General features: G+C 46.6%; 11 protein-coding genes and 1 riboswitch. All 11 genes read left to right on the top strand.

All coding sequences use genetic code 11. The annotated features are described in order from the left end of the window. Positions 1-409: 409 nt before the first annotated feature. The 11 genes from secA to ribH all read left to right on the top strand — a co-directional run bounded on the left by secA (position 410) and on the right by ribH (position 14,274). Positions 410-2,980, top strand: coding sequence for a preprotein translocase subunit SecA (gene secA, locus BUA79_RS11165; protein WP_073994506.1), 2,571 nt, complete (start codon positions 410-412; stop codon positions 2,978-2,980). Positions 2,981-3,000: 20 nt separating this feature from the next. Beyond that, a protein-coding gene (gene prfB, locus BUA79_RS11160) for a peptide chain release factor 2 (protein ID WP_143147915.1) occupies positions 3,001-4,129 on the top strand; the annotation gives its coding sequence in 2 pieces (ribosomal slippage) (positions 3,001-3,075 and positions 3,077-4,129; 1,128 coding nt in all). 138 nt (positions 4,130-4,267) lie between these two features. Continuing rightward, a complete protein-coding gene (locus BUA79_RS11155; protein WP_073994504.1) occupies positions 4,268-4,714 on the top strand; it encodes an ACT domain-containing protein in 447 nt (148 codons plus the stop codon). Positions 4,715-4,737: 23 nt separating this feature from the next. Further along, a complete protein-coding gene (locus BUA79_RS11150; RefSeq protein ID WP_073994503.1) occupies positions 4,738-5,955 on the top strand; it encodes a homoserine dehydrogenase in 1,218 nt (405 codons plus the stop codon). A 2-nt stretch (positions 5,956-5,957) separates the two neighbouring features. Then, positions 5,958-7,160: a cofactor-independent phosphoglycerate mutase gene (locus BUA79_RS11145; protein WP_073994502.1), complete on the top strand. Its 1,203-nt coding sequence runs from the start codon at positions 5,958-5,960 to the stop codon at positions 7,158-7,160. A gap of 23 nt (positions 7,161-7,183) precedes the next feature. Continuing rightward, positions 7,184-8,392 (top strand): aspartate kinase, encoded by a 1,209-nt coding sequence (locus BUA79_RS11140; protein ID WP_073994501.1) that lies wholly within the window; start codon positions 7,184-7,186, stop codon positions 8,390-8,392. Continuing rightward, entirely contained in the window at positions 8,392-10,533 is a 2,142-nt protein-coding gene (locus BUA79_RS11135) for a Tex family protein (RefSeq protein WP_073994500.1), read from the top strand. The genes BUA79_RS11140 and BUA79_RS11135 overlap by 1 nt, the downstream gene beginning before the upstream one ends. 56 nt (positions 10,534-10,589) lie before the next feature. After that, positions 10,590-10,704: riboswitch (FMN riboswitch) on the top strand. A 104-nt stretch (positions 10,705-10,808) separates the two neighbouring features. Continuing rightward, positions 10,809-11,909 (top strand): bifunctional diaminohydroxyphosphoribosylaminopyrimidine deaminase/5-amino-6-(5-phosphoribosylamino)uracil reductase RibD, encoded by a 1,101-nt coding sequence (ribD, locus tag BUA79_RS11130; protein ID WP_330389262.1) that lies wholly within the window; start codon positions 10,809-10,811, stop codon positions 11,907-11,909. A gap of 1 nt (position 11,910) precedes the next feature. Continuing rightward, the gene (locus tag BUA79_RS11125) at positions 11,911-12,567 is read left to right on the top strand and encodes a riboflavin synthase (protein ID WP_073994499.1); all 657 of its coding nucleotides are present in this window, start codon (positions 11,911-11,913) and stop codon (positions 12,565-12,567) included. A gap of 18 nt (positions 12,568-12,585) precedes the next feature. After that, complete coding sequence (locus BUA79_RS11120; RefSeq protein WP_073994498.1) at positions 12,586-13,788, top strand: bifunctional 3,4-dihydroxy-2-butanone-4-phosphate synthase/GTP cyclohydrolase II; 1,203 nt, start codon at positions 12,586-12,588, stop codon at positions 13,786-13,788. A gap of 24 nt (positions 13,789-13,812) precedes the next feature. Beyond that, on the top strand, positions 13,813-14,274 hold the full coding sequence (gene ribH / locus BUA79_RS11115) for a 6,7-dimethyl-8-ribityllumazine synthase (RefSeq protein WP_073994497.1): 462 nt from the start codon (positions 13,813-13,815) through the stop codon (positions 14,272-14,274). Positions 14,275-14,388 lie beyond the last annotated feature (114 nt).

Here is a 14,388-nt window from a genome sequence, read left to right as displayed (position 1 = left end):
CGATATCTAAAGTGTATTAATGTAACGTCATTGGATGTCGTTACATTAATACAGAAATATATTTTACCAATACGGCCTGGGCGTCAAGACCCTCGTAAAGTCAAATCCCAGACCGCAGTTGGATTCCTCTACAGAGTAGCTTAATCCATAACAATAATACTATTAAAAATGGCAGATGACAATCTGTCTTTTTGGCATACATATAAATCTAATATACCTTCAAGAATATAGCAAAAAAGGATTCCGAACTCAGAAAAAGACTATATCTGAATTTCGAAATCCTCGTTGTATTATTTGTCTTCTCTTAACTTAATGACATTGCCGTCAAGGGGGCCTTTTTTGTTGAACTAATTATTATAAAGTGCTACAATAACAAATGATATGAAAAAACAGATGTAGGAGAATAAGAATGGGACTTGTCGAAAAGATGTTTGGAACGCACAGCGAGCGTGAAATCAAACGACTGACCTCTACAGTGGATAAGATAGAAGGTCTCAGGCCGCAGATGACGGCGCTGAGTGATGCCGATTTAAGAGATAAGACGAAGGAATTTAAGAAGAGATTTTCGGCAGGAGAAACGTTGGACGACCTGCTGCCTGAAGCCTATGCAGTGGTCCGGGAGGCTGCCAGGCGAATTTTGAATACAGAGCATTACAGAGTACAGCTTTTTGGCGGTCTTGTGCTGCACCAGGGACGAATTGCGGAGATGAAGACGGGCGAAGGAAAAACCCAGACATGTCTGCTGCCGGCGTACCTGAATGCATTGGCTGGAAAAGGCGTGCACGTTGTTACGGTAAATGATTACCTGGCAAAACGTGATGCCGAGTGGATGGGGCAGGTGCACGAATTTTTGGGACTGAAGGTTGGGGTGGTCCTCAACGCAATGAACAATGATGAGAGACGCGATGCCTACCAAGCTGATGTTACATATATTACCAATAACGAACTGGGATTTGATTACCTTAGGGACAACATGGTGATTTATAAGGAACAGCTGGTTCAGCGGGGGCTGCACTATGCCATTGTGGATGAGGTCGACTCAGTTCTTATCGATGAAGCCAGAACACCGCTGATTATTTCCGGACAGAGCGGAAAGTCCACAAAGCTTTATGAAGCCTGTGATATTCTTGCCCGCAAGCTTGAAAGAGGCAGCGCAAGCCATGAGATGACGAAGATGGCGGCCATCATGAAAGAAGAAGTGGAAGAAACCGGTGATTTTATTGTAAATGAAAAAGATAAAATCGTGAACCTGACCGAACAGGGAATAAAGAAAGTGGAAGACTTCTTTCACATTGAAAATCTCGCAGAACCGGAGAATCTTGAGATTCAGCATAATATAATCCTGGCGCTCAGAGCCCATAATCTGATGTTCAAGGACCAGGATTACGTGGTCAAGGATGAAGAGGTATTGATCGTGGATGAATTTACCGGACGAATCATGCCCGGAAGAAGATATTCTGACGGACTTCATCAGGCCATCGAGGCAAAGGAGCATGTGAAGGTAAAGAGAGAAAGCAAAACGCTGGCAACTGTCACTTTCCAGAATTTCTTTAACAAATACGACAAGAAGTCGGGCATGACGGGTACCGCCTTGACGGAAGAGAAAGAATTCAGGGATATTTACGGCATGGATGTTGTGGAAATCCCGACAAATAGACCTATGATCCGGAATGACAGGGATGATGCGGTATATAAAACACGCAGGGAAAAGCTGAGTGCGGTCATTGAAGAAATCGAACAGTCGCAAAAGAAAGGACAGCCCGTGCTTGTGGGAACCATAACCATCGAGGCGTCTGAAGAAATCAGCACACTTCTGAGGAAGCGTGGAATCCCCCATAATGTACTGAATGCTAAGTATCATGAGCAGGAGGCGGAAATTGTTGCCCAAGCGGGCAGGCATGGTGCGGTCACCATCGCAACCAATATGGCCGGTCGTGGTACGGACATTAAACTCGATGAAGAATCAAAGGCAGCCGGAGGCCTTAAAATCATCGGAACGGAAAGGCATGAGGCCAGACGTATAGACAATCAGCTCAGAGGCCGATCCGGCCGACAGGGTGATCCGGGAGAATCCAGGTTTTACATTTCCCTTGAAGATGACATCATGAGGCTTTTTGGCTCAGAGAGGCTGATGTCCGTATTCAACACACTGGGAGTTGCGGATGGACAGGAGATTGAGCATAAGATGCTCTCAAGCGCCATTGAAAAAGCTCAGAGAAAGATAGAAAGCAATAACTTCGGAATTCGTAAGAATCTCCTTGAATATGATCAGGTAATGAACGAACAGAGAGAAATCATTTACTCTGAAAGACGCCAGGTGTTAAATGGCGAAAGCATGAGAGATTCTGTCTACAAGATGATTGTAGACACCGTTGAGGGTGTAGTGGACAAATGTATTCCCGAAGACCTGCCTCCGCAGGAGTGGGATCTCGAAGAGCTTAACCAGGTTCTTCTTCCGATGATACCATTGAAGCCGGTTGAACTGACCCAGGAACAGGGGGAAGGATATAAGAAGGCAGAACTGAAACAGACCTTGAAGGAAATGGCTGTAAAACTTTACGAGTCCAAAGAGGCAGAATTTCCTGAGCCTGAACAGGTAAGGGAGATTGAACGTGTAGTCCTGCTCAAAGTAATCGATGTTAAATGGATGAGTCATATAGATGACATAGACCAGCTCAGACAGGGCGTGGGACTGCAGGCATACGGACAGAAAGACCCCCTTGTGGAATACAAGATGGCAGCCTATGACATGTTCAATGAGATGATTCAGGGAATCCAGGAAGATACCGTAAGGCTTCTATTCAATGTAAAAGTAGAACAGAAGGTGGAGCGCGAGCAGGTGGCTAAGGTGACCGGTACAAATAAGGATGATTCTCTCGTAAAGGAACCTAAAAAGAGAGATATCCAGAAAGTGTATCCAAACGATCCCTGTCCATGTGGAAGCGGAAAAAAATTCAAGCAGTGCTGCGGCAAAAATTAAAAATTGAAAGAGGTGATAAAGTGGTTGAGTTAGAGCAATTAAAGACAGAATTAAACGGATACAGGGAACCGCTTGAAGAATTGAGGGATTCACTTTGACGTCGCAGTCAAGGAAGCCAGAATCTCTGAGATCGAGAGGATAATAGAAGACCCTAAGTTTTGGGAAAATGCGGATGCCTCTCATGACCTGATGAAGGAAATAAATGAACTTAAAAAAATGACGGAATCACACAGCCGTATTTACAGAAAGTTCGAAGACATAGAAACGCTGATTGAGATGGGGATAGAGGAAAATGATGAATCCCTGGTGGAAGAAGCGAAGAAAATGTTCGCCGGTTTCGTGGAATCCTTTGAAGCGCTCAGGGTGACCACACTGCTTTCGGAAGAGTATGATTCCTATAATGCGATACTGACGCTCCATGCCGGAGCTGGCGGTACAGAATCCTGCGATTGGACGAGCATGCTGTTTCGCATGTACCAGAGATGGGCAGAAAGAAAAGGATATAAGACGGAAGTCATTGACTTTCTGGACGGAGAAGAAGCCGGTCTTAAATCGATAACTGTTGAAATTTCCGGTGAAAATGCGTATGGGTACCTCAAGTCAGAAAAAGGCGTGCACCGTCTTGTAAGAATCTCACCGTTTAATTCGGCAGGAAAGAGACAGACATCCTTTGCATCCTGTGATATTATGCCGGACATCGAAAAAGACACCGGAATAGAAATCAATGAGGATGACCTGAAAATTGACACCTACCGTTCCAGCGGAGCAGGTGGACAGCATGTAAACAAGACATCCTCTGCAATCCGCATTACCCATATCCCTACCAACATTGTGGTACAGTGCCAGAATGAGCGTTCACAGCACAAGAACAAGGACAAAGCGATGCAGATGCTTAAGGCAAAGCTGTATCTGCTTGCCAAGCAGCAAAATGCAGAGAAGATTTCCGACATCCGTGGAGAAGTGAAAGACATTGGATGGGGAAACCAGATACGATCCTATGTCCTGCAGCCCTATACGATGGTAAAGGACCACCGGACGAACGAAGAGGTCGGAAATGCGGCCAGCGTACTGGATGGAAATATAGATCCGTTTATAAATGCATACTTAAAATGGATAAGCCTGAGCAAGGGCAAAAACAAAAACGAATAGCTGGCCGAAAACATCAGAAGAGTATATCTTTCTGGTGTTTTCTTACTTAAAAAGTGGTTGCATCAAGAATGTATTTATGATAACATCTTTCTATTGAGGACAAATGTTTCTCGTGTAAAAACAGAAGGAAGGAATACAATGGGAGAGAGCAGCAAATACTATGTGTTGAAACAAAAAGCCGTACCGGAAGTACTTCTGAAGGTTGTAGAGGTGAAAAAACTTCTGGAAGCAAACGGAACTCTGACCATTCAGGAAGCAGCCGAAAGGGTGGGCCTGAGCAGAAGCTCCTTTTACAAATATAAAGACGATATTTTCCCATTTACGGACAATGCAAGGGGCAGAACCGTCACCTTCATGCTGCAGATGAACGATGAGCCGGGACTCCTGTCTTATATCCTGCAGCACATCGCCGAATATAATGCGAATATTCTGACCATAAATCAGACGATACCGATCAACGGTGCGGCGTCTCTGACAATGACAATTGAGGTACTGCCTTCGCCGAAAGACATTTCCCAGATGATTGAAGAAATTGAGGCGACAAAGGGAGTACACTACCTGAAAATTCTGGCAAGCGAGAAATAATAAAAAGAGAGGAAGACATAAATATGATAAATATAGCAGTATTGGGTTATGGCACGGTGGGTTCAGGAATAATTGAGGTTTTAAATACAAATGGGGACAGCATTAATAAAAAAGCAGGAGAGGAAATCAACGTGAAATACGTCCTTGACCTGAGGGACTTCCCCGGAGATCCGGTTCAGGACAAGATTGTCCATGACTTCAATGTAATATTAAGTGATCCTGAAATTGAAATCATCGCCGAAGTTATGGGCGGCGCAGAGCCGGCATATACTTTCGTTAAAGCCGCTCTGCAGCACAAGAAGAGCGTATGTACCTCCAATAAGGAACTTGTGGCAAAATATGGACCGGAGCTTTTGGAGATTGCCCGACAGAATAAAAGGAACTTCCTCTTTGAGGCCAGCGTCGGCGGGGGAATCCCGATCATCAGACCGCTGAATCAGTCTCTGACGGCCGATGAGATTACAAAGATTACGGGCGTATTAAACGGGACTTCCAATTACATCCTTACAAAAATGTCTAAGGAAGGGATGGAATTTAAAGATGCCCTGAAGCAGGCCCAGGAATTTGGCTACGCAGAGCGCAATCCGGATGCGGATATCCTTGGATATGACTCCACCCGCAAGATTGCAATACTTGCATCTCTGGCGTTTGGGATGAGTGCGGATTATGAAGATATATATACGGAAGGAATCACCAAGATTACAGATAAGGATTTCCTGTATGCAAACAGCATGGGACTTTCCATTAAACTGTTTGCCAAGGCAGAGAAAGTGGACAGCAAATTTTACGCGATGGTGGCTCCGGCGATGATAGATGACAATCATCCTCTTCACAGTGTGAATGGGGTTTTTAACGGAATTCTGGTAAATGGAAACGTGATAGGCGATGTTATGTTTTACGGGAGCGGAGCAGGCAAGCTTCCTACCGCAAGTGCGGTCGTGGCCGATATAGTGGATGCCGTGAAACATCTCAATGTCAACATAATGTCACATTGGAGCAGCAAAAAACTGGAATTTACGGATATCAGGCAGTCAAAGAAGCAATTCTTTGTACGGATAAAGGGACTTGCGAAGGATAAGCTGGCGGAGGTCGAGAAAGCATTCGGCAAAGTACAGCTGGTTGAACTGGATGAATTAAAGGATGAGTTCGGATTCATAACTTCCATCATGACGGAAGAGGCATTTGAAGAGGCTCAGAATGAAACACAGGGTATTATTACCAGAATCAGAATCGAGGGTTAAAGATGAAATATATTATAATTTTGGGCGACGGAATGTCGGATGAGCCATTGCAGGAGCTGGGAAATAAAACGCCTATGGAGTGCGCAGATACTCCGACAATGGACATGCTGTCCAAGGTTTCGGAAATCGGCCTTGCCCATACCATACCGAAAGGGATGGGTCCTGGAAGCGATGTGGCGAATCTGTCCGTATTGGGATACGATCCTTCCGTGTATTATTCAGGAAGATCCCCTCTGGAAGCCCTCAGCATCGGAGTGGATTTGAAAGATACGGACGTGGCGCTGCGCTGCAATCTGGTGACGCTTTCCATGGACGACGGACCGTATGAAGAGAAGGAAATGATTGACCACAGTTCCGGAGAGATATCAACGGAAGAGGCAGCACAGCTTGTGGAGGCTGTACGTACAGCTTTTGAGACGGAAGAATATAAATTTTACGTAGGGACAAGCTATCGCCATCTGCTCGTGTGGGACAAAGGACAGGTCGTGGAACTTGCACAGCCTCACGATATCCTGGGAAGAAGAATCAAGGACTATCTTCCTGCGGATAAAAAGCTCAGGGAAATGATGGAAAAAAGCTATGACATCCTGATGCACCACCCGATAAATACTGAAAGAATAAAGAACGGCCAAAATCCAGCCAATTCCCTTTGGTTCTGGGGGGCCGGAACCAGACCCCAGCTCACCTCCTTTGAAGAGAAAACGGGAAAAAGGGGAGCAATGATTTCTGCGGTAGACCTTCTTAAAGGCATCGCTGTGGGAGCCGGCATGATGAATATCATCGTGGAGGGCGCAAATGGAAGGCTTGACACCAATTACGAAGGAAAAGCAGAGGCAGCAGTGAACGCCCTTACGAAAGATGGATATGATTTTGTATATGTGCACGTAGAGGCTCCGGACGAGATGGGGCACCAGGGCAGCCTGGAAAGAAAAATCAAATCCATTGAACTGCTGGACAAAAGGCTCATCAAACCGATCCTGGAGGGTCTCCAAAAATCCGGGGAAGAATTCCGTATGATGATTCTTCCGGATCATCCGACACCCATCCGGATTCGGACGCATTCATCAGAACCGGTTCCATATCTGCTTTATGACAGCACCCGACCCGAGAAGCATACCTGGGATTATAATGAAAAAGATTCCGCAGCGAGTGGAAATGTGATTGAAAAGGGGCATATGGCCATTAACAAATTACTGGAAATTTAACCAGAAACATATAGGAGGAAACAATGCTTATAGTAAAGAAATTCGGCGGATCCTCAGTTGCCGATAAAGATAGAATAATGAACGTCGCCAGAAGGTGCATTGAGGAATATAAAAAAGGTCATGAGGTCGTAGTAGTGCTTTCTGCCATGGGAGATACGACAGATGATCTGATCGCCAAGGCAAAGGAAATCAATCCAACACCTCCAAAAAGAGAGATGGATATGCTCCTGGTTACAGGGGAGCAGATGTCTGTCGCCCTCCTTTCAATAGCGCTGGACGCGCTGGGAGTCCCTGCCGTTGCCCTGAACGCGTTCCAGGTGGCGATGCATACTACCTCGGTCCACGGGAATGCAAGATTGAAACGGATCGATACGGAAAGAATCCAGCATGAACTGGACGATAAGAAAATTGTTGTTATTACCGGATTTCAGGGTATGGATAAATATGATGACTTTACAACACTGGGACGTGGCGGCTCCGATACGACCGCAGTCGCTCTTGCAGCGGCCCTGCATGCAGATCTTTGTGAGATTTATACGGATGTGGATGGTGTGTATACGGCAGATCCGAGGGTTGTCCCAAATGCCAGGAAACTGGAAGAAATCACATACGACGAGATGCTGGATATGGCTACGCTGGGAGCAAAGGTACTGCACAACCGTTCCGTGGAGCTGGCTAAAAAATACGATGTACAGCTGGTGGTCCGTTCGAGTTTAAATGAAAATGAAGGTACAGTGGTTAAGGAGGAAGTGGAAGTGGAGAAAAAATTAATCAGCGGAGTGGCAGCCGATAAAAATGCGGCAAGAATATCATTAATCGGTGTGGAAGATAAGCCAGGCATAGCATTTAAAGTGTTCAATATGCTTGCAAAAGAAAATATAAATATTGATATTATCCTGCAGTCTGTCGGCCGTGACGGAACAAAAGACATTTCCTTCACAGTGGAAAAGGATTGCCTAGATGAAGCGATTCAAATCATAGAAAAAAATAAAGACAAGATGACAGCTCAAAAGGTTGAGTCCGAAAGAGGTGTGGCAAAGGTTTCGATTGTCGGAGCAGGCATGATGACAGATCCGGGAGTCGCAGCAAAAATGTTTGAAGCACTTTATAATGAGGGAATCAATATTAAGATGATTTCAACCTCAGAAATCAGGATTACGGTACTTATTGACGAGCTGGATGCGGACAGGGCAACCAGGGCAGTCCATAATGCCTTCAAACTGGAAGAATGATGGATATAATACAGGTCTTAAAAGACGAACTGAATATCGGATACAAACAGGCCGAGGCGGCAGTAAGTCTTATCGATGAAGGAAATACAATTCCTTTCATCGCCCGTTACAGAAAAGAAATGACAGGATCTCTTGATGATGAGATATTAAGGGCCCTTGATGAGCGCTTGAAATACTTAAGAAATCTTGAAGAAAGAAAAGCCCACGTTTTATCAGCAATAGAAGAGCAGGGGAAACTGACGGAGGAGCTTAAGAAACAGATTGGCGAAGCCTCCACTCTGGCGGTGGTAGAAGATTTTTACCGGCCGTACAAGCAGAAAAGAAAGACCAGAGCCTCCGTTGCGAAGGAAAAAGGACTCGAACCTTTGGCAGAAATCATCCTGCTCCAAAGGACAGAGAAACCCCTTTTAGAGCTTGCAAAAGACTATATTTCAGAGGAAAAAGCAGTGTCCTCTGCGGAAGAGGCCGTGCAGGGGGCGATGGATATAATAGCGGAAAGTGTATCGGACAATCCGGAATACAGAAGCTATATACGAAAAGCCACTTTTGGTGAAGGTATGATTGCCACGTCTGGCAAGGATAAGGAACAGGAATCCGTATATGAAATGTATTATGATTTTTGTGAAGGTATCCAAAAAGCGGCGTCTCACAGGATTCTGGCCATCAACCGGGGTGAACATGAAAAAGTCTTAACGGTTAAAATCGAAGCTCCCGTGGAAAAAATCCTGAATTATCTGGAAAAAAGGGTGATTACCAGAGAGAATCCTCATACAAAAGAGGCGCTCAGGGAGACGTTGGAAGACAGCTACAAGCGCCTTACGGCCCCCGCTATTGAAAGGGAAATCCGCAGTGAACTGACACAGAAGGCAGAGGACGGCGCCATCAAGGTGTTTGGTAAAAACCTGCACCAGCTTCTAATGCAGCCTCCCGTAAAGGGACAGGTGGTTATGGGCTGGGATCCTGCGTTCAGGACAGGATGCAAACTGGCCGTTGTGGATGCAACGGGAAAGGCCCTGGACACAACGGTTATTTATCCTACTGCTCCGCAGAACAAGGTGGAAGAAGCTAAAACCACTGTGAAAAAGCTCATAAAAAAACATAAAGTCACCCTGATTTCCCTGGGGAACGGAACGGCCTCCAGGGAATCAGAAGTCATCATATCAGAAATGCTCAGGGAGACAGAGGACAAAGTACGGTATGTAACTGTAAGCGAGGCAGGGGCATCTGTTTATTCTGCCAGCAAGCTGGGAACAGAAGAATTTCCTGATTATGACGTATCCTTAAGGAGCGCCATATCAATAGCCAGGAGGCTGCAGGATCCGTTGGCAGAACTGGTGAAAATTGACCCGAAAGCCATAGGCGTCGGCCAATATCAGCATGATATGAACCAGAAAAACCTGAGTGAAGCACTGACAGGTGTGGTGGAAGACTGCGTCAACAAGGTAGGTGTGGATCTTAATACAGCCTCCGCAAGCCTGTTGGAGTATGTCTCCGGAGTCACCAAGGCGACAGCCAAAAATATAGTGAACTACCGTGAGGAAAATGGCAGGTTTACGGCCAGAAACCAACTTCTGAAGGTGCAGAAACTGGGGCCGAAAGCCTTTGAGCAGTGCGCCGGATTTATGCGGATTTCGGGAGGGAAAAATCCTCTGGACGCTACAAGTGTCCATCCGGAAAGCTATAAAGCTGCCATGAAGCTGCTGGATATGCTGGGGCTCGAACCCAAGGACATCGGAAAAAGCAGCCCCCAGGGCCTGAAAAAGCTGATTAAGGATTATCCTAAGACGGCAGGAGAGCTTGGAATTGGAGAGCTGACGCTCAGGGATATAGTGGAGGAGCTTGAGAAGCCTGGAAGAGATCCCCGCGAGGAGATGCCGGGACCGATTCTGCGTACCGATGTGATGGATATGCAGGACCTTCATCCGGGAATGGTTCTGAAGGGCACCGTCAGAAATGTTATAGACTTCGGAGCGTTTGTGGATATCGGGGTGCACCAGGACGGACTTGTACACATTTCCCAGATTTCAGAAAAGTATATCAAACATCCTCTGGATGTCGTCAGTGTAGGGGATATCGTCGATGTTAAGGTCTTAAGCGTGGATGTTGCCAAGAAAAGAATTCAGCTGACCATGCTGCTGTAAACAGGTATTGACAATCTTGCGATTGGACAGTATCATTATAGATAGTTATTAATTGAATATTTCTTCGGGGCAGGGTGAAATTCCCGACCGGCGGTTATAGTCCGCGAACCTTAGGGTTGATTTGGTGTAATTCCAAAACCGACAGTACAGTCTGGATGTGAGAAGAAGCAGAGATTTGTATTTGCATGATTTTTTGTGCGCATACTTTTTTAAATCATTATCAGCCTCGAGATTTATATTTCGAGGCTGTTTTTTTTATGCATGGGAGGATTTTTATGGATATGGACGAGAAATTTATGCGGGAGGCCCTGGATCTGGCAGGGAAAGGACTGGGCAAGACTTCTCCTAACCCGGTGGTGGGAGCCGTGATTGTCCGGGATGGAAGGGTAATCGGAAGAGGATATCACCAGAGAGCTGGAGAAAACCATGCGGAAATTAATGCCATAAATTCCGCAACAGAGAGCGTGGAAGGCGCAACCATGTACGTAAGTCTGGAACCCTGCTCCCATTATGGCAAAACTCCGCCCTGTGCGGATAAACTTATCGAGATGAAGTTCGGACGGGTGGTTGCCGCCATGGAAGATCCAAACCCGAAGGTGGCCGGAAAAGGAATGGAAAAACTGAGAGCGGCTGGAATACAGACAGAAACAGGAGTGCTGAAACGGGAAGCGATGAAGCTAAACGAGGTATTCTTGAAATTCATCACCACGAGAACCCCGTTTGTGCATTTGAAGACAGCCATGTCCGCGGACGGGAAAATAGCCACCAGCACAGGCGAATCCAGATGGATTTCCTGCGAGGAGTCCAGGCTGGAAACACACAGCCTCCGCGGAATCTATGCAGGAATAATGGCGGGGGTCCAGACCGTTATTGCAGATGATCCGGAACTGACCTGCCGGAAAGAAAACTGCACAAATCCACTCCGTATCATCGTGGACAGTACCCTGCGCATTCCCCTGGAGTCCAAAGTGCTCAAAAATCAGGATGAGGCGCCTACGGTCATCGCCACTACCCATAGAGCGGACGAAGAAAAAATGAAGGCATTGTCCGCAATGGGAATACAGCTGCTGATGATTCCGGAACGAAATGGCAGGGTGAATCTGAGGGTGCTTATGGAAACGCTGGGAACGCACGGAGTTGACAGCGTGCTGCTGGAGGGAGGATCCACCCTGAATTATTCCGCTCTCGAGGAGGGCATAGTCGATAAGGCCAGTATTTACATTGCGCCGATAATCATCGGAGGCGCAGGAGCACCTTCACCAGTGGGGGGAGAAGGAATCCACAAACTGGATATGGCATACAGATTAAAGGATATTACTTGTGGAAGCATTGGTTCGGATTTTAAAATCGAAGGATATATAGACAAAGAGGTGTGAGATGTTCACTGGAATTATTGAAGAGACAGGAACGATAAGACAGATACAAAGAGGTGTAAAGTCTTCTTCCATTGCCATCAATGCGGATAAGGTGCTGGATGGTACACAGGTTGGAGAGAGCATTGCCGTAAACGGAGTGTGCCTGACGGTCACCGGCCTGGAATCCGGAGTTTTTACCGCAGACGTTATGGCGGAAACGCTCCGCAGGTCTAACCTGGGGGAATTGAATCCCGGTAGCCCGGTCAATCTGGAACGGGCCATGTGCCTGGGAGGAAGGCTCGGCGGCCATCTGGTAAGCGGGCACATAGACGGGACCGGAACGATAACGAACCTGGTCAGAGAGGACAATGCAGTCTGGGTCAGCATACGGGCAGAAGAAAATATTCTGCGGTATGTAATCGAAAAAGGGTCTATAGCCATTGACGGGATCAGTCTCACGGTTGCAGGAACAGAACCGACCGGATTCAAGGTGTCCGTCATACCTCATACGGGGAAGGAAACGATTCTTCTTAAGAAGAAAATCAATGATACCGTGAATCTTGAATGCGATGTCATCGGGAAATATGTGGAAAAACTGCTGTATGCAGGACCGCAGAATAAGGAAACGAAAAAGCAGCGAATAACCGAAAACTTTTTACAGGAAAATGGATTTGTTTAAGGAAAGGAAGGACAATAAATGAAATTTAATACGACACAGGAGCTGATTGATGACATCCGGGCAGGCAAGAACATACTGCTTATTGATGATGAGGACAGGGAAAATGAAGGAGATGTGGTGTGTGCGGCGGACTTTGCCACGCCTGAAAATATAAATTTTATGGCGAAATACGGCAGGGGACTGATCTGCATGCCCATGTCCCGTGAACTGGTGCAGAAACTGGACCTTGCGCCTATGTGCAAGGTGAACAGCGATAACCATGAGACGGCATTTACGGTTTCTATCGACCATGAGGAGACCACCACGGGAATATCGGCTTTCGAACGTTCGGTTACCGCCTTGAAGGCCATTTCAGAAGATGCCAGACCTGGGGACTTCAGAAGACCGGGACACATGTTTCCGCTGGAAGCAAAGAATGGAGGCGTGCTGGAAAGAAATGGGCATACCGAAGCGACGGTGGATCTGGCAAAACTGGCTGGACTTAAGCCGGCCGGCCTTTGCTGTGAAATCATGAGCGAGGATGGAACCATGGCACGGACTCCGGAACTGATGGAATTTGCCAAGACACACGGTTTAAAGATTGGAACCATTGCGGATCTGATTGAATACCGTAAATCCCATGAAATCCTGGTGGAATGTGCTGCAAAAGCGACGCTCCCCACAAAATACGGAAACTTCACGATGTATGGCTATGTGAACAAGCTGAATGGAGAGGAACACGTGGCTCTCGTGATGGGCGATATACAGGATGGAGAACCCGTGCTGTGCCGGGTGCACTCCGAATGCCTTACCGGTGACACCTTCGGATCTCTCAAATGCGACTGCGGGCAGCAGCTGGATACGGCCATGGAAATGATTGGCCGGGAGGGCAGAGGAGTTCTGCTTTATCTGAGGCAGGAGGGCAGGGGGATCGGCCTGATCAACAAAATCCGTGCGTACAGCCTGCAGGAACAGGGTTATGATACCGTGGAGGCCAATGAAAAACTGGGCTTTGCCCCGGATCTGCGGGATTACACCATCGGCACCCAGATACTTGTGGATCTGGGAATCAAAAAAATCCGCCTGATGACAAACAATCCACTTAAAGTAGAGGGATTGGATGGCTACGGTCTCTCCATAGTGGAAAGAGTCCCCATCCAGATAGAACCGGGAGAAAAGGATAAATTCTACCTGATGACAAAGATGGAGAAAATGGGACATTTACTCGATTATTCAAAATAATATATTATAAGGATGGTATGAAAAATGAGAAAATTAGAAGGAAATTTAATTGCAAAGGATTTAAGATTCGGAATTGTAGCGGGACGGTTTAATGAATTTATCAGTTCCAAGCTGCTGTCGGGTGCCCTTGACGGGCTCATTCGGCATGGAGCCGCAGAGGAAGATATAGATATTGCCTGGGTTCCGGGAGCGTTTGAATTGCCTCTTGTTGCCCAGAAAATGGCAGCATCCAAAAAATATGATGCCGTAATATGTCTTGGGGCAGTCATAAGAGGCAGCACTTCCCATTATGACCTGGTATGCGCAGAGACAACGAAAGGAATCGCCTCCGCCTCCATGCAGACCGGCATTCCGGTCCTTTTCGGAGTGGTTACTACTGACAGTATCGAGCAGGCCATCGAAAGGGCAGGTACAAAATCCGGCAATAAAGGGTATGACTCTGCCGTGAGCGCCATCGAGATGGCAAACCTTCTTCGTCAAATATAACATTTGATCGAAAAGACAAGTGGTTAGAAACAGAATCACAGTGAACACACCAGGCCGAAAAAAGGGACAGCCTCTTTCTTCCGGTCTGGTGTGTTCTAAAGTTAAGAGTGAATG

The sequence above is a fragment of the Parasporobacterium paucivorans DSM 15970 genome, assembly GCF_900141895.1.
Taxonomy (GTDB): domain Bacteria; phylum Bacillota; class Clostridia; order Lachnospirales; family Lachnospiraceae; genus Parasporobacterium; species Parasporobacterium paucivorans.
The sequence above is the reverse complement of the archived record's forward strand: the minus strand, read 5'-3'. Positions and strand labels throughout refer to the sequence as shown.